Origin of the sequence: Campylobacter sp. IFREMER_LSEM_CL2090, assembly GCF_025771865.1 — a bacterium.
Classification (GTDB): domain Bacteria; phylum Campylobacterota; class Campylobacteria; order Campylobacterales; family Campylobacteraceae; genus Campylobacter_D; species Campylobacter_D lari_D.
The window spans coordinates 1-16478 of record NZ_JAKMRA010000011.1 but is presented as its reverse complement, the minus strand read 5'-3'; the positions used below and the strand labels follow the sequence as shown (position 1 = coordinate 16478).

Annotated in this window: 13 protein-coding genes and 5 tRNA genes; 14 read left to right on the top strand and 4 right to left on the bottom strand. The window is 29.2% G+C overall.

All coding sequences use genetic code 11. The features are described from left to right. Positions 1-573 carry a recombination mediator RecR gene (gene recR, locus L8V85_RS07235; RefSeq protein ID WP_263660753.1) on the top strand — a complete coding sequence of 191 codons (573 nt, stop codon included), beginning with the start codon at positions 1-3 and terminating at the stop codon, positions 571-573. Here the strand turns inward: recR and L8V85_RS07230 are convergent. Genes L8V85_RS07230 through L8V85_RS07220 form a run of 3 tightly spaced genes read right to left on the bottom strand, consistent with a single transcriptional unit; the run spans position 560 to position 3844 of the window. After that, positions 560-1588, bottom strand: coding sequence for a hypothetical protein (locus L8V85_RS07230; RefSeq protein ID WP_263737744.1), 1029 nt, complete (start codon positions 1586-1588; stop codon positions 560-562). The two genes, recR and L8V85_RS07230, sit on opposite strands and share 14 nt — an antisense overlap. Further along, positions 1585-3378 carry an excinuclease ABC subunit UvrC gene (gene uvrC, locus L8V85_RS07225; RefSeq protein WP_263673250.1) on the bottom strand — a complete coding sequence of 598 codons (1794 nt, stop codon included), beginning with the start codon at positions 3376-3378 and terminating at the stop codon, positions 1585-1587. Before uvrC ends, L8V85_RS07230 begins: the two co-directional genes overlap by 4 nt. Beyond that, positions 3371-3844 carry a hypothetical protein gene (locus L8V85_RS07220; protein ID WP_263737743.1) on the bottom strand — a complete coding sequence of 158 codons (474 nt, stop codon included), beginning with the start codon at positions 3842-3844 and terminating at the stop codon, positions 3371-3373. The genes uvrC and L8V85_RS07220 overlap by 8 nt, the downstream gene beginning before the upstream one ends. A 134-nt stretch (positions 3845-3978) precedes the next feature. Here L8V85_RS07220 and nhaD point away from each other — a divergent pair, with 134 nt between their 5' ends. Together nhaD and guaA are read left to right on the top strand one after the other, a co-directional pair. Then, a complete protein-coding gene (gene nhaD / locus L8V85_RS07215; protein ID WP_263737742.1) occupies positions 3979-5337 on the top strand; it encodes a sodium:proton antiporter NhaD in 1359 nt (452 codons plus the stop codon). A 9-nt stretch (positions 5338-5346) separates the two neighbouring features. Continuing rightward, a complete protein-coding gene (gene guaA, locus L8V85_RS07210; RefSeq protein WP_263737741.1) occupies positions 5347-6882 on the top strand; it encodes a glutamine-hydrolyzing GMP synthase in 1536 nt (511 codons plus the stop codon). On the opposite strand, the gene L8V85_RS07205 is transcribed toward guaA, so the two are convergent. Next, complete coding sequence (locus L8V85_RS07205) at positions 6883-7434, bottom strand: class I SAM-dependent methyltransferase (RefSeq protein WP_133319878.1); 552 nt, start codon at positions 7432-7434, stop codon at positions 6883-6885. 112 nt (positions 7435-7546) lie between these two features. Here L8V85_RS07205 and L8V85_RS07200 point away from each other — a divergent pair, with 112 nt between their 5' ends. The 11 genes from L8V85_RS07200 to L8V85_RS07150 all read left to right on the top strand — a co-directional run bounded on the left by L8V85_RS07200 (position 7547) and on the right by L8V85_RS07150 (position 16396). Beyond that, positions 7547-8986, top strand: a complete 1440-nt coding sequence (locus tag L8V85_RS07200; RefSeq protein WP_133319879.1) for a hypothetical protein — start codon at positions 7547-7549, stop codon at positions 8984-8986. Between the two features lie 259 nt (positions 8987-9245). Beyond that, entirely contained in the window at positions 9246-10496 is a 1251-nt protein-coding gene (purD, locus tag L8V85_RS07195; RefSeq protein ID WP_263671703.1) for a phosphoribosylamine--glycine ligase, read from the top strand. Further along, a complete protein-coding gene (locus tag L8V85_RS07190; RefSeq protein WP_133319881.1) occupies positions 10493-10951 on the top strand; it encodes an RDD family protein in 459 nt (152 codons plus the stop codon). The genes purD and L8V85_RS07190 overlap by 4 nt, the downstream gene beginning before the upstream one ends. Beyond that, positions 10941-12977, top strand: a complete 2037-nt coding sequence (locus tag L8V85_RS07185) for an LPS-assembly protein LptD (RefSeq protein WP_263659814.1) — start codon at positions 10941-10943, stop codon at positions 12975-12977. The genes L8V85_RS07190 and L8V85_RS07185 overlap by 11 nt, the downstream gene beginning before the upstream one ends. Continuing rightward, the gene (locus L8V85_RS07180; RefSeq protein WP_263737740.1) at positions 12974-13633 is read left to right on the top strand and encodes a phosphoribosyltransferase; all 660 of its coding nucleotides are present in this window, start codon (positions 12974-12976) and stop codon (positions 13631-13633) included. The genes L8V85_RS07185 and L8V85_RS07180 overlap by 4 nt, the downstream gene beginning before the upstream one ends. Positions 13634-13768: 135 nt before the next feature. Next, entirely contained in the window at positions 13769-15877 is a 2109-nt protein-coding gene (locus L8V85_RS07175; protein ID WP_263726169.1) for a polyribonucleotide nucleotidyltransferase, read from the top strand. Between the two features lie 95 nt (positions 15878-15972). Further along, positions 15973-16048 (top strand) — tRNA-Lys (locus L8V85_RS07170). Positions 16049-16062: 14 nt separating this feature from the next. Further along, positions 16063-16138: transfer RNA gene (locus L8V85_RS07165), tRNA-Val, on the top strand. Between the two features lie 20 nt (positions 16139-16158). Next, a tRNA-Asp gene (locus tag L8V85_RS07160) sits at positions 16159-16235 on the top strand. Positions 16236-16237: 2 nt separating this feature from the next. Continuing rightward, positions 16238-16313: transfer RNA gene (locus tag L8V85_RS07155), tRNA-Lys, on the top strand. 7 nt (positions 16314-16320) lie between these two features. Beyond that, positions 16321-16396, top strand: a tRNA-Glu gene (locus L8V85_RS07150). Positions 16397-16478 lie beyond the last annotated feature (82 nt).

The following is a 16478-nucleotide window of genomic DNA, read 5'->3' as shown; positions in this document are numbered from 1 at the left end:
TTGAAAGATTTAGAAAAATTTAATGAATTGGTAAATGCATTTTCTGCATTGCCTACTATCGGTAAAAAGTCCGCATTAAGACTTGCTTATTATGTTTGTATAAAAGATCCTTTGCTAGGTTCTAAACTTGCTTATAGTATTGAAGAGTCCATTAGAGGAATTAAAAAATGTATACAATGCGGGGCTTTAAGTGAAAATGAATTATGTGAAGTTTGTTCTGATATAGAAAGAAATAATAATATTATTTGTATAGTGCAAGATCCTAAAGATGTATTAATTTTAGAAGATAGTAAAAGCTATGATGGGCTTTATTTTGTACTAGAAAATACTAACGAAGAAAATATTACTAAATTAAGAGTAATGATTGAAAATAAAAATACTAAAGAAATTTTTTTCGCTTTTACTCAAGGCTTAAATTCAGATGCTGTAGTTTTTTTTATAGAGGAAAAATTAAAGGATTTAAATTTGAGTTTTTCCCAAATAGCCCAAGGTATTCCAAGCGGTGTTAGTTTGGAAAATGTCGATTTTATATCTTTACATAAGGCTATTAATCATAGAACTAAACTTGATTGATATATTTTTTAAGTAAAATTATCCATTTATTTTTGCTAATGTCATTTATAATTTCATCGGCAAAATCGCAATTTTTAACTCTATTTTTGGTAAAAAGTAAAATTTTATTTTGTGAATTTTGTATTTTATACTCATGTAGTATTTGGCTAAAATATAAAATATCGAACTTTATGACTTCATAATCAACCAAAATTAATCTAAAATTTAATTTTAAAGCATTCTTAAAATCACTTAGGCTATCTACGATTTGATTATTTGAGCAAAATTGATTGGTTATATTTAAAATTAGATTATTTTCAAAACTAGAAGATTTAAAAATCAATACATTGTATAAATTTGCTATTTGATAACTTTCTTCTTTAAAATTTGTACTTAAAAAATTGATAAGATCTTTGACATTGACATCTACAAATGTGTAGTTTAGCGTATTTTTTATTTTCTTCTTTGAAATAATAAAGGAATATTTTTTCTCTACTTTTTGAAAATCATCAAAAATTTCACTACTAATGCCTATATCTAATAAAATACATTGTAATAAAAAATTTTCAATCATATCATCATTTACAATGCATGCGTGGATATTCTTAAAAATAATATTTTTTGTTTTTGTATTTATTTGATATTTTTTTAAAATCGGCTTTAGTGTAATGGAATTTTCTAATCGCATATAGTTAAAACTTTGAATAAGATATTGCAAGTTTTTTTGTAAAAGTTTGTTTTGTATTTTTTGATCTTGCAATTGTTTTTGCGTTAGCTCAAATGATGTTTTTAATTTTTCTTTTAGATCTATTAAAGAGGTTGAACTTGATAATTTTAAAAATTTTTCTATTTCTTGAATAATGATATTATCTTTTTTAAGTTTTTGATTTTTTATGATTAAATAAATACATGTAGCGATAAATATTAAAATACTAATAGAGGTATAAATATAGAATAATTTTTGATCAATTGGATATAAAAAATAATAATTGAAAAAACATAAAATCAAAGTTAAAGAACTAATAAAAAATATCATAAATTTTCCTTAATTATTTTGGCTATTTTTATATTAGAAAGTGATTTTAATTCATTAAAATCGGCTTTACTGATTTTATCAAAACTACCGTAATAATCTAAAAATTTTTTAATATAACCTTGAGAGATTCCAAGTTGTATCAACTTAGAGCTTTGTAGGTCCTGTTTTCTTTTTGTTTTTTGGTGAAAACTAATTGCGAAGCGATGTGCCTCATCGCGTAATTTTTGTAAAAATTGCAATTTTTTATCATCGGTAGAAAGTTGAATTTTTCCTTCTTGAGTATAAATTTTATCTTTTGCACTTCCTTTTGCTCTATAAGCTTTAGCATCTATTTTTTCTTTAGATATAGCTAAAATATCCACATTTGCTCCAGAACTTTTAATAATATCATTTGCTAGTTTCAATAAGGCATTCCCACCATCAATCAGCCATAAATCAGGCGGTGGATTTTTATCAAAGGATAAAGCTCTTTTACTAAGGATTTGAAGCATTTGATCATAATCATTTTTATAAGATAAATGATAGTGTCTATAAGAGCTTTTATCAAATTTCCCATCTTTGAAGGTTACTAAAGCACCTACAATTGCATCACCTTGCATATGAGAATTATCAAAAATTTCTATATGATTGGGATAATTTTGCAGATTGAAAAAATCTTTTAATTCTTTTAAAAATAAATAATTTTCATTTTTTAAATGCTTTTGTATGTTTATTTTTGCATTTTCTAGAGCAAGCTCACACAGGGATTTTTTTTCACCAAGTTTTGGCGATTTAAGGTAAAATCTTCTAGAAAATCTCTCGCTGAGTAGATCTTGCAGTAGCTTCATGTCTTCAAAATCTTTGTGTGTATAAATACGAGTTGATTTTATTGGAGATTCTTGTGTGTAATTTTCTAGAATATATTGTTTATAAATTGCATTTAAGTCAAATTCGTTTTGATTATTAAGAGCTAGTATTTTATGATTTGAACTAATGATTTTACCATTATTTATTACAAAACGCACCATGGAGAGTATGTTTTCTTCGCAATAAATAGCATAAATATCAAAATCTTCTAATTTTGCAAGGTCTATTTGTATTTTTACACTTAAATCTTCAATTGTTTTAATTTGATCCCTTATAAGAGCTGCTTCTTCGTAGTTTTCACTCTTTGCGTATTCAAGCATTTTATTTTCTAAATTTTTTGTTAAAGATAAGGGATTTAAAAGAGCTTGTGTGGCTTTTTGGATAATTTTTTCATATTCTTGTTTAGAGATTTTTTGCTCGCATGGACCTTTGCAACGCTTAATCTGATAAAAAAGACAAAGTTCTTTGCAAGATTTCTTTTGTCTTAGCTCAAAAGATAAATATAAAGCATTTAAAAGCTCTTTTGCGCCTTTAAAAAATGGACCAAAATATTTTATTTTATTTTTTTTGATAATTTTTCTTGTAATCTCAAATCTTGGAAAATCTTCATTTAAGTCTATATAAATATAAGGGTAGGTTTTATCATCTCTTAATAATATATTGTATTTTGGGTGTAATTGTTTTATAAAAGAATTTTCTAGTATTAAAGCATCAGCCTCGCTTTTTGTGGTAATAAATTCTAAATGATGTGTTTGGCTAATCATCTTTTGAATTCTTAAACTATTGCTAGGATTTGGGCAAAGATTTGGAGTAAAATTAAAATAACTTCTAACGCGGTTTTTTAAATTCTTGGCTTTACCTACATATAAAAGCTTACCTTGTATATCAAAATACTGATACACGCCAGGTAAATTAGGCAAGGTTTTGAGTTCATTTTCAAGCATTTTTTATAAGCTTTCGTAGTTTTTCAAATTTATTATATAAAATAGGATTTTCAAAATGGTTTTTAAAATTTCCATTAGAAAGTTCTAGATGAGTTTTTTTATGTGCGCTAAAAGTATTGTTTTTGGATATAAAGTTTTTGTCGCTAAGTATTTTTATATTTTCCACTTTTGCAAAATTACTCATTGGCTTGGCTAAAATATAGTTTTTTATGAGACTTTTAATCATTTTTTTGGTATTATCGTGATTAAGCTCCATATATGCAATGTGGTGTTTAACTAAAATAATCAAAGTATTATTTTTTATAAAGAGTTTAGTAATCATTTGTTGGTGATTATGGTTAAATAGTTTTAAAAACTCTTTATATTGCAAAAGTGCTTTTAAAGGTCTATAATGTTTATATTTTTCAGAATTAGCAAATATATCAATAACATCACGACTTGTTTTAATATCATTTTTAACTTCCATTTAATTATTGTAACATTTTTTTTATTAATATTTTTAAGTGCATGTGGTTATAAAGCTGCTCCATTTTATGAGATAAAAGATAATAATGGCAGTGTAAAGGAAATAAAAAAATTCCAATCTTTGGAGAGTGAAATATGAGTAGAATACTTTTTTTACTTTGTTTTAGTATTAGCTTTTTATTAGCAGGTCAAACTCATGAGTTAAATTTGGCTTTTAGTGCTTTGGGTATAGGTGTTTTAATAATTTTTGTATTGGGGTATTATTTTATAGCAGCAGAAGAAAAATATCATATCAACAAAACTAAACCTGCTTTATTTATAGGAACATTTTCTTTTATTGTCATTGGTATATATATGGTAGTAAATGATTTAGACACGCAAATACTTGAAGAAAGTGTTAATCATCTTATCTTGGAAATCGCACAAATTGTGTTTTTCTTAATAGCAGCAATGACTTTTATAGAAGCATTAATAGAAAGATCGGTTTTTGAAACTTTAAAATATAAGCTTGTAAGCAAGGGTTATACTTATAGAAAATTATTTTGGCTAACAGGAATTTTGGCTTTTTTTATCTCTCCGATTGCAGATAATCTTACCACAGCTTTGATTTTATCTACTGTGCTTTTAACTATAGATAAACATAATAAAGAATTTTTAATCCCAGGCGCTATAAATATTGTAGTAGCAGCTAATGCTGGTGGAGCTTGGTCGCCATTTGGTGATATTACTACTTTGATGGTTTGGACGGCAAAAAAAGCTACCTTTTTTGAATTTTTTGCTCTTTTTCCTGCTTCTTTTATTGGATGGTTTCTTACGGCTTATTTGCTATCGCGTTATGTGCCTGATATTGAGCCAAATTTTCATAAAGATAATCTAGAAAAAGTTGAAATTAAGCCAGGTGGTAAAGTATTTATTGTGCTTGGTTTTTTAACTATCGCTTTAGCAGTTTTTATCCATAGTATTTGCGATTTACCTGCAATGTGGGGTATGATTTTTGGTCTTTCTTTGCTCAGCTTATATATGTATTTTTTCAATAGAAAACAAGGTAAAAAAGATTTAAATATTTTTCATTATATGACGCGTATTGAAATGGATACTTTATTATTTTTCTTTGGAATTTTATCTGCTGTGGGCGCTTTACATTTTGTTGGATGGCTTGCTTATGCTTCCGATCTTTATACAAAATTTGGAGCTACTAGTATTAATATAGGCGTAGGATTTTTATCTGCTATTGTAGATAATGTTCCGGTTATGAGTGCGGTATTAAAAGCTAATCCAAGTATGGATGATACTCAATGGCTTTTAGTAACTCTTACAGCAGGAATTGGAGGATCATTAATAAGCTTTGGCTCAGCAGCTGGTGTGGGGGTAATGGGAAAAATGAAGGGAATTTATACTTTTAACTCTCATTTAAAATATGCATGGACGATTTTAGTTGGATATATAGTATCTATTATAGTTTGGTATGTACAATTTCAATTGTTAAATTTATAAAGGAGTTAGATGAAAAAAGCAGATATTTTGGTTTTGGACTTTGGTTCGCAATATACACAGCTCATTGCAAGAAGATTAAGAGAGCAGGGTGTATATGCAGAAATTTTACCTTTTAATGTAAGTTTAGATGAAATTAAAATTAAAGAGCCTAAGGGTATTATTTTAAGCGGTGGACCGGCTAGTGTATATGCAAATGATGCTTATTTTTGTGATAAAGGTGTTTTTGATTTAAATATACCAGTTTTAGGAATTTGTTATGGTATGCAACTTATGGCACATCATTTTGGTGCAAATGTAGCTCCAGCAGGTCATAAAGAATATGGCAAAGCAACTATAGATATTCAAAATGATAGTGACTTGTTTAAAAATTTACCTAAAAAACAAACGGTATGGATGAGTCATTCTGATAAGGTAGAAAATTTACCACAAGGTTTTGAGGTTTTAGCAACAAGCGAAAATAGTCCTTTTTGTGTATTTGGAGATGAAAAGCGTAAATTTTTTGCTTTACAATTTCACCCTGAAGTTCAACATAGTGAGTTTGGAAAAAGCATCTTAAAAAATTTCGCTAAGTATGCATGTAATTGTGATAGTATATGGAATATGGGATCTTTTGCAAAAACTCAAGCGCAAAAAATTAAAGAAGAAGTGGGTAATGATAAGGTATTATGTGCTGTTAGTGGTGGGGTTGATAGCAGTGTAGTGGCTGCATTACTAGCAAGTGCGATAAAAGATCAAGTGGTAGTAGTATTTGTTGATAATGGTCTTTTAAGAAGCGGTGAAAAAGAGCAAGTTGAATATATGTTTAAACATACTTTAGGTATTGATCTAATTAGTATTGATGCTAGGGAGATTTTCTTAAGTCGCTTAGCGGGTGTTAGGGATCCTGAGCAAAAGAGAAAAATTATAGGAAATACCTTTATAGAGGTTTTTGAAGAAGAAGCTAAAAAACATAAAGATGTAAAATATTTAGCACAAGGAACTTTATATACTGATATTATTGAAAGTTCGGTTGTAGGAGCTAGTAAAACCATAAAATCTCATCATAATGTGGGTGGGTTACCTGAAAAGATGAATTTAAAACTTATTGAACCTCTAAAAGAAATTTTTAAAGATGAGGTAAGAGCTTTAGGAATAGAACTTGGCTTGAGTAAAGATGTAGTTTATCGTCATCCTTTTCCGGGACCAGGGCTTGCTATACGCATTATGGGTGAAGTAAATGAGCCTAGTTTGGAGCTTTTGAGAAAAGCTGATGTGATTTTGATTGAAGAATTAAAAAGCAGTGGTTGGTATGATAAAACATGGCAGGCTTTTTGCGTGCTTTTAAATGTGCAAAGTGTTGGCGTAATGGGAGATAACAGGACTTATGATAATGCAGTTTGTGTGCGTGTGGTGAATGCAAGTGATGGTATGACAGCTACTTTTTCTCATTTACCTTATGAGTTACTAGAAAATATTTCACGCCGTATTATTAATGAAGTAGAAGGAATTAATCGTGTGGTGTATGATATTTCTAGTAAGCCGCCAGCGACTATTGAATGGGAATAGTTATTTAGTGCAAAAATAAACAAAAGCAGGAGGGAGATTTTGCCAAATGATAGGTGAAATTTCTACCTTGCTAAAAGTAGTAAAAAGTTTTTTCTTAAAAGCTCTTCCTTTTGGCGTGGGCAGTATATATGCAAATGTTGCAAAGCAACCATTTTCCTCTAAAACTTCATGAATGGACTTTAATAATAAATCTTGTTCTTTGGAATTTAATAAAGCCCAAGGAATTCCAGAAATAATTAAGTCCGCGTTGTTGATTGCTCTTTTTTCTAACATATCAGGTAGAAATTCCGCTGATCTAATTTCTAAATCTATATTTTTTATATTTTGTTGTAGTTTTTTTGCCATATGTGGATTAATTTCAACTGCAAAAAATCTTGCATCATGATTTTTTTGCTTAAGGATATATTTGGTAAAACTTCCTGTTCCAGGTCCTATTTCAATAATATTTTTTGCATGTTGGACATGAGAGGTTATGAGTTTGCTTAGTTTTTTTGAGCTTGCACAAAATGCTCCTGTTTGCTTTGGATTTTTAAAGTATTGATATAAAAACATAGATTAAATACCTAAGATAGTTATTTTTAATAAATTTTAAAATATTATTGTAAATTTATGAAAACAAAGTTAAAATAAGAATTTAATTTTTCTTTAGATCAAGGATTTGGATATGCATGGAAAAATAATGGTTTATGTGGATGGTACTGGAAGAGGAACAGTAATTAATCTTGCAAAAACATTTTTTGAATTTAACAAACATGCTTGGCACGATAAAAGAAGCATGCCAACGGTTGGTATGTTTGTTGAGTTTAGATCCGATGGAAAGCATATTACAGATTTAAGACCTTCTAAATTTCAAGAATTTGGAGATAATGATTTTATCAAAGAAAGAGATTTTTGGAAAACAGATAGTGATGATGAATTGGAGGATTTAAGACTAACAAGGCGTGATGCTTATGTTCAAGAGCTTTATAGAGAAACTGATTATGATAATCTTGATAAGATTACTCTAAATTTGACTATCCCACAAGCCATTCAAAGGTATTTTTATAATGAAACACTATCAATCAATGCTGTGAAAGATATTAATACAGATGAGGTGCCATATATTATAGATTTTTTTGCTATGAAGCGTTTTTTACATAAAGCTTTGGATACTTTGCTTTTTTCAGATAATACCATTAACCAAGCTGACTTTTCTGCTATGAAAAATATTATAGTACATCTTGAAATGGCTTATAAAGATATGAAAGATAAACAAAAACATATCAACATGGAGCGTTTGTATGATGAAGTCTTTTTGTCTCATCAATGTCATTATCAAGCCCTTCTTGCTTCGATCGACAATAGGAAAAATAGAAAATTAGCACTTGATCGCCAAATGAGTACTTTGATTACAGATATTAAATCAAAACAAGCGAGAATAGAAACAGAAAGTGGTAAAAAACGACAAGAATTTGAAGAAATGATACAAAGTAAAAAACAAAAGCTTGTTGAAATAAAAAATGAAGTAGATTATTTTACAAAAAGCATTGAAAAATTAGAGGCAATGAGAAAGTCTTTCTATGAAAAAAATCTTACCATTTTTAATAATAGTTTTAATATGGCTAGAGAGAAACTTTTTGAGAAAATTAAACAAGGTTTAAATATATGTGCTACAAAATTAGATATAGAAATTTGGAAAAAATCTTTAAAATCAACAAGTATAAAAAATTCTTATTTTAAAACTGCAAGCGAAATTTCTTTCTGCACTCTTTCTTTTGCTGAACTTTATTTAAATAGATTAAATAAACATGCACTAAATCCAAATGATCAATTATTGCTTTCTTATGTTAAAAAAGTAAGAAAAGAATGTGAAAAAAGTTTTTTAATAGTTACTTCCAATCCTGATTTATATGTTAATATGAAAATCCAAATTTTTGCAATGAATCCTTATTATGTTGTTAAGCATGCACCTAAAAAAGTAAATTATCAAGGATTGATGAAAAATACTGAATTTGATATAGTTTATGTAGATGAAAAAACTATTTGGGCATCTGTTGCTGATGTTATTTTAGAAGGAAAGTATTTTTTAAAAAAGGACTCCAAAACTAAATTCAAAATTTTATAAAAATCCTTTTAAACCCTATTTTTAAGTTTTCTTAGTTATAATTAGAATGCCTAAATGGTTCGATATGGTATTAAAGAGGATCCAACACATTAATTATAAGCTGTGATGTGTGATTTACCGTGTTCTGTGACTTCGTTTGAGTTTTGAAAAAAAGCGAGAAGCTGCAGCCTTTAAAAATCACCTAATGGCATACTTTGACTTTTTGAGGGTCAGACACTTATACTCCGGCCATTTGGGTTTTGATATTTTAAGGAAAATAATGAAAATTTTAATATTAGGAAGCGGTGCTAGGGAATATTCTATCGCTTTGGCTCTTCAAAAAACAAATGATAATTTGGAATTTTATTTTGCACCAGGAAATGGTGCTACCGCTAAAATAGGAACAAATCTTAATATGAAAGATCCTAAGGTTATTACAGCTTATGCAAAGGCATCTGAGATTGATCTTTGTATAGTTGGAAGTGAAAATTTTCTAGCAGAGGGTATAGTAGATCTTTTTAAAGAAAATAATATTGCTATTTTTGGTCCTACTAAAGCTGCTGCTATGCTTGAAGCTTCAAAATCTTATATGAAGAGTTTTTTAAAAAAATATAAAATTAAAACAGCTAAATTTTTAAATACAACAGATTATGAGAAAGCTAAGAAATTTATTATGAGTTTAACTCCTCCTATAGTGGTAAAAGCAGATGGTTTGTGTGCGGGCAAAGGTGTGATTATTGCTCAAAGCCATGAAGAAGCTTTAGAGGCTACTAAAAATATGCTTAGCGGAGAGAGTTTTGGTGAAGCCGGTAAGATTGTTGTTATAGAAGAATATCTCAACGGATTTGAATTAAGTGTATTTGCAGTTTGTGATGGAGATGATTTTATATTGTTACCTGCTGCACAAGATCATAAAAGATTACTAGATAATGATAAGGGACCAAACACAGGAGGAATGGGTGCATATGCTCCAAGTATTTTAGCAAGTGAAAATTTATTAGAGCAAGTAAAAAAAGATATAGTAGTACCAACTCTTAAGGGTATGAAAGAAGAGGGTACTGAATTTGTTGGAGTGTTGTTTATAGGTTTGATGGTTGTAAATAATAAACCTTATGTTTTAGAATACAATGTGCGTTTTGGTGATCCTGAGTGCGAAGTTTTGATGCCTTTGATAGAAAATCCTTTGGATTTATTTTTAGCATGTGTGAATAAAAATCTTGCAAATACTCGTATAAAAATCAAAGATGAATTTGCAGTAGGTGTGGTTTGTGCAAGTAAAAACTATCCTTATAAAGATTCTCCAAAAGCATTAATTGATATAGGAGAAATTCCGCAAAATTCTCATATTTCTTATGCTGGAGTAATTTTAGAAAATAACAAACTATATGCTAGTGGTGGTCGTGTATTAGTTTGTGTAGGAACTGGAAAAAGTATTGAAGAGGCGCAAAAAAACGCTTATATGCTTTGTGATAATGTTCATTTTAAAGGAAAACAACATAGAAAAGATATTGCTTTTCAGGTTCTTAAATGAGTGCAAATCAAGAATTATTTGACAAACTAGAAAAAGAAGAGCTAAAAATAGCAAGTTTTAAAAAAAGATTTTTAGCTTATATTGTTGATAGTTTTGTGATTTTAGCTATTGTGAGTATTATTTTATTTGATAAGATTAGTTCTATGCAAACTTATGATGAAATTCACAATCTTTTAATACGTTTTGCTGGCGGAACTTTAATTTTGCAATTTACATATCATAGTTTATTTACATATTTATATGGTGCAACTTTAGGAAAAATGCTTTTGAAGATTATGGTTATTGATCAAAACTTATTAGATAAACCAAATTTCATTCAAAGTGCTTTAAGAGCAGGTGTAAGGCAAATTAGTGATATGTTGTATGGTTTGGGTTTTGCTTGGGCTTTAAGCAATATCGTTTTAAAAACTTGGCATGATTATGCGGCCAAAACAGTGGTGATAGATCTTGCGTAAAATATTACTTTCTTTGGCTTGCATAGGAAGTTTATATGCTTCTAAAGTAGATATCTATGCTTTGGATGTTGTTAAAAAAAATGATATCATAGAGGCAAAAAATAATGTAGTTGTGGTATCTGATTTTTATTTGATAACTGCAAGCGAGGCTAAATTTAATGAAACAACAAAAGATTTGGAGCTTTTTGGAGATGTTAATATCTTAAGGGGGCAAAAAGAAAGAACTAATTCTACTTATACGAAGATTAACTTAAAAGATAACACTACAGCTTTTAAAAATTTATTTTTTTCAAATAATGATTTGGAGGTTTGGCTACAATGTCATCAAGCTAAAATTGATGACAAATTTGTAATGAGTAAAAAGTCTGTTGTATCTAGTTGTAATGTTGAAAATCCTGATTGGGAAATTCGTTTTGATGAAGGCAAATTAAACAAAGAGAGTAATTTTTTACATCTTTATAATGCAAGATTATATGTAAAAAATGTTCCGGTAATGTATTTACCTTATTTTGGTTTTAGTGTAGATACTAAAAGAAAAAGCGGATTGTTAATTCCCCAAGTAGTTTTAAAACAAAGTGAGGGGCTATATTATAATCAGCCAATTTATTATGTTATTGATGATAATGCGGACATTCAATTTGAACCTCAGATTAGAACAAAAAGAGGTTATGGCTTATACTCAACTTTAAGATTTATTGATACCCCTTATTCTCAAGGTGAAATTAGCGGTGGTATTTTTGGTGAAAAATCAAGTTATAAAAGAGAAGAAAATTTAAAAAATAAAGAACACTATGGTTTAGGGGTTAAATATTCCAATGAATCTTTATTTAAAAGTCTTTTAGGTGAAGAATTTCAAGAGGGTTTATGGGTTGATGCTACTTATTTAAATGATGTTGATTATATGAATTTAAGTTCTAGCGCAAAAACCGAAGCTTCTTTAGTTACTTCTAAAATAAATTATTTTTTATCAGATGATGATAATTATTATGGTGCTTATGCAAAGTATTATATAGACACTTCTAAAATTAGCAATAAAGATACTTTACAAGAATATCCATCTTTTCAATATCATAGATATTTAAATGGATTTTTTGATAATTATATACAATATAGCTTGGATGCTTCTTTTCATAGGTATTATAGACATACGGGTATTTATGCTAAAACTTTAGATTTTGATTTACCTTTAATTTATCATACGAGTTTTTTTGATGATTTTTTAAATTTTGCTTTCACAGAAAGGATATATGCAAATTTTGTAGATTATTCTAATACAGATGTTAAAAATCAAGAACATTTATTTAGAAATTCTCATAATTTTTCTTTATATACAGATCTTTCAAAGCCATATGAAAATTTTTATCATACTCTATATTTAGGGGTTAATTATTTTCTACCTGGAGCTAAATCAGGTGAAATCACTGAAGATTTTGTAGAGTTAAAAAATGATCCTGAGCAACTTAATTTTTCAATGTATCAGTATTTTTATAATACTTTAGGCAAAAAAAAATTATATCATAACTTGAAGGTTAAATACTTTACTAAAGAAGGTAGCTTTGGTGCTTTTGATAATGTTGTAGAATATTTTTACAATGATTATATAAGTTTAAGAAATGAAGCTGAATATTCTGGAGTTGATAATCGTTTTGATAAGGTTTTTAGTGAAGCTTTGTTTGATTATGGTGAATGGAAGATTAGTTTAAACCATGCTTATAGAATGTATGAGAATGAAAAATATAATTTTATAGGAACTAAAGCCCAATATGATATAAATACTAATTATCAAATTTTTGGTGGATTGTGGTTTGATTTGAACAAAGATCCTGAAAAATGGGAAATAGGTTATACTTATCAAAGAAAATGTTGGAATTATTCTTTGATGTATCGCAAAGATATTTCACCTAAACTTACAAGTGGTGGTATTAGTGCTAAAGATCAAAGTGGTGTATATTTTATGTTTAATTTTTATCCATTAGGCGGAGTATCTTATGATTTTTCTTTAGAGGAAAATGAAAGGTCGATATGATATTTTTTGAAGATGAAAAAGATGCACTTGAGAAATTATATGATATATTACCATTAAACAAACTAAAAGATTATATTATTATTACACCTTCTTTAAAATCGATAGTTTTTGTTGATACACTAGCACAAAAATTAGAAATTCCATATGATTTTTTATTTACAGAACAAATTAAAGCTCCTAATAATGATGAATGTCAAATAGCTATGATTAGTGAAACAAAGGAGTTGGTTTATAATGAGGCTTTAGTTAAAGCTTTTGATATAAGTTTAGATTATATTTATGGTGAAGCCAATAGAACCTACGAAGAAAAAATTTTAAAAAATGTGTATCGTTATAGAAAAGGAAATCTTTTAAAGGATTTAAAAGGGAGAAATATTTTAATATTGCATGAAGGTTGCGAAAGTGGAATTACTGCTTCTTCATGTATTAAAAGTTTGTTAAAAGAAGAAGTAAATAGTATTGTTTATGCTACTGCTTTAATGCCAAGTGATGTATATGAATATATCGGTGTTTTTGTAGATGAGGTTTATTGTGTGCAAAAAATTGATCATTTTGTGAATATTGAGTTTTATTTTAAAAATAAAACGATTTTGCAAGCTCATGAAATTTTAGATATTTTAGAAGAAAGTAAATATTATCTTCCATTAAAGAGATAAATTTATATCTAAACAATCGGTTGTTTAGATATAAATTTATAGGCAAAACAAAAACAGGCTTTTTAAGTTTTAATTTTTAAAATTTAAAAAGCTTATTTGGTTTTTGCCTATGATGAAAATATTAAAGGAAAAATCATGCGACATGAAATAAATATTAATAATCATCTTGAAATATTTGAGACTAATAAGGTTGCAAAACAAGCAGCAGGTGCAGTTTTAATGCAAGAAAAAAATGCTGTAGTTTTGGCAACTGTTGCTAGAGAAGAAAAAATGGTAGAAGAGGATTTTTTACCTCTTACGGTACAATATATAGAAAAAGCTTATGCAGCAGGAAGAATTCCAGGTGGTTATGTAAAAAGAGAAACTAAACCAGGTGATAATGAAACTTTAAGTGCAAGGATTATAGATAGAAGCTTAAGACCTCTTTTCCCAAAAGGCTATGCCTATCCAACTCAAATTGTAGTAATGGTTCTTTCTGCAGATCCTGAAGTAGATCTGCAAGTGATGAGTTTAAATGCCGCAAGCATTGCTTTATATTTAAGTGATATTCCTATAAAAGCGCCAGTTTGTGGTGTAAGAATAGGTCGTATGAATAATGAATTTGTTTTAAATCCAAGCAATAGTGAATTAAAAAATAGCACCCTAGACCTTTATGTGGCGGGTGTTAAAGATGAGCTTTTAATGATAGAAATGAGAGCTTTAGCAAATAAACAAAATGGTCAACATTGTATGAATGAGCTTAATGAGGATGATGTTTTAAAGGCTTTAGAATTTGCAGGCAATGCGATTTTGCGTGGCTCTAATGAATATGAAAGAGTTTTTGCTGCTTATAGAAAAAATTCCAAACTTGAATTTAAAATAGAAACAGATGGTGGTAAAATTGTTGATTTTATTAAAAATTCTTATATCTCAAAGCTTAAAATTGCAATTAACCAAATGGCGAAAAGTGAAAGAGCAAGTGAAATCTCACAAATAGCAAAAGAGATTGAAAATGAAGCTAGTGCTATTGAAAATGAATGGAAAATTGAAGATATTGAGAAAGCTTTATATTTGTGCAAAAGAGAGCTTGTTAGAAGTCAAATTCTTAATGAAAATAAAAGGGCAGATGGTAGAGGCTTGAAAGATGTTAGAAAGATAGATATAGAGACAAATATTCTGCCAAATGCACATGGATCGTGTCTTTTTACTAGAGGGCAAACTCAAGCTTTAGTTATAGCTACCTTGGGAAGTGATAATGATGCGCAAATGTCAGATTTGCTAACAGAAAAAAATCCAATATGCGAAAAATTTATGGTAAATTATAATTTTCCAGGTTTTTCCGTAGGTGAGGCTACTCCTATAAAAGCTCCAGGTAGAAGAGAGTTAGGGCATGGAAATTTAGCAAAAAGAGCTTTACATCCTAGTATTGATACGGATTATATTCATACTATTCGTTTAGTGTCTGAAATTTTAGAAAGCAATGGTTCTAGTTCTATGGCTACTGTTTGTGGTGGTGCTTTGGCTTTAAGAGCCGCAGGGGTAAAAAGTGAAAAACTAGTGGCAGGTGTGGCAATGGGACTTGTTTTTGAAGATGAAAAATATGCTATTTTAACAGATATTATGGGTCTTGAGGATCATGATGGAGATATGGATTTTAAAGTAGCAGGGAGTTATGAGGGAATCACTGCTTTGCAGATGGATATAAAACTTGGCGGTATAGAGCAACAAGTTTTAAAAGAAGCTTTATATCAAGCAAAAGAAGCCAGGGAGCACATTTTACAATTAATGGAAGAGGCCAATCAAAACATAGTTGTTAATGAAGCAATTTTACCAAAGATTGAAATTTTTAATGTAGATCCAAATAAAATCCCTGATATTATTGGCCAAGGTGGTAAAACTATAAAAGAGATTATAGAAAAATTTGAAGTTAATATTGACTTAGATAGAGATAAAGGTGAGGTTAAAATAGCAGGAATTAATCATGATTTTATTTCTCAAAGCAAAGAATATATATTAAATTTAGTTCATTCTAAAGGTTCTAATAAAAAGCGCGATAGAAAAGAAGTGCCTAAATTTGATATCGGAGAAGAATTTATAGGAAAAGTTCAAAAAGTTGTAGAATTTGGAGTTTTTGTAGAACTTAGAGATGGCGTAGATGGTTTATTACATAATTCTAAATTCAAGGAAAAGCTAGAAATTGGTAACGAGGTTAAGGTTAAGGTGGCAGAAATTAAAAATGGAAAAGTGTCGTTGGATTTAGCTTAATTGTTTAAATTTAAGCATATTTAAGAATATGCTTAAATTTTTATTTTAGATCTTGACAAAAAAATATTCTTTTGGCATAATTTCATTTTTTGATTGTCTCGTTAGCTCAGCCGGTAGAGCATCTCCCTTTTAAGGAGGGGGCCGTTGGTTCGAATCCAACACGGGACACCACTAAAATCTTTAATGGTCGCTTAGCTCAGTTGGTAGAGCGCCACCCTTACAAGGTGGATGTCATAAGTTCGAGTCTTATAGTGACCACCATTCTTTTATTGTTTTTAGGTGCGGCGGTAGTTCAGCTGGTTAGAATATCGGCCTGTCACGCCGGAGGTCGCGGGTTCGAGCCCCGTCCGCCGCGCCATTGTCTCGTTAGCTCAGCCGGTAGAGCATCTCCCTTTTAAGGAGGGGGCCGTTGGTTCGAATCCAACACGGGACACCACTTAATTGACCCTTTCGTCTAGTGGCTCAGGACGTCACTCTCTCTGTGTGATAACAGAGGTTCAAATCCTCTAGGGGTCGCCAAATTTGCTTATCCATTGTAAGAATAATTCTTTTTTAGAGCCTGTCTGTTGTTAGCTAAATATTGTCTAAAGTTATTTTAAAT

Coding starts and splice junctions, on each gene's coding strand:
- nhaD (WP_263737742.1), top strand. CDS start 3,979: ATGAGTAGAATACTTTTTTTACTTTGTTTTAGTATTAGCTTTTTATTA.
- L8V85_RS07200 (WP_133319879.1), top strand. CDS start 7,547: ATGCATGGAAAAATAATGGTTTATGTGGATGGTACTGGAAGAGGAACA.
- L8V85_RS07175 (WP_263726169.1), top strand. CDS start 13,769: ATGCGACATGAAATAAATATTAATAATCATCTTGAAATATTTGAGACT.
- uvrC (WP_263673250.1), bottom strand. CDS start 3,378: ATGCTTGAAAATGAACTCAAAACCTTGCCTAATTTACCTGGCGTGTAT.
- L8V85_RS07205 (WP_133319878.1), bottom strand. CDS start 7,434: ATGTTTTTATATCAATACTTTAAAAATCCAAAGCAAACAGGAGCATTT.
- L8V85_RS07180 (WP_263737740.1), top strand. CDS start 12,974: ATGATATTTTTTGAAGATGAAAAAGATGCACTTGAGAAATTATATGAT.
- L8V85_RS07190 (WP_133319881.1), top strand. CDS start 10,493: ATGAGTGCAAATCAAGAATTATTTGACAAACTAGAAAAAGAAGAGCTA.
- purD (WP_263671703.1), top strand. CDS start 9,246: ATGAAAATTTTAATATTAGGAAGCGGTGCTAGGGAATATTCTATCGCT.
- L8V85_RS07220 (WP_263737743.1), bottom strand. CDS start 3,844: ATGGAAGTTAAAAATGATATTAAAACAAGTCGTGATGTTATTGATATA.
- L8V85_RS07230 (WP_263737744.1), bottom strand. CDS start 1,588: ATGATATTTTTTATTAGTTCTTTAACTTTGATTTTATGTTTTTTCAAT.
- guaA (WP_263737741.1), top strand. CDS start 5,347: ATGAAAAAAGCAGATATTTTGGTTTTGGACTTTGGTTCGCAATATACA.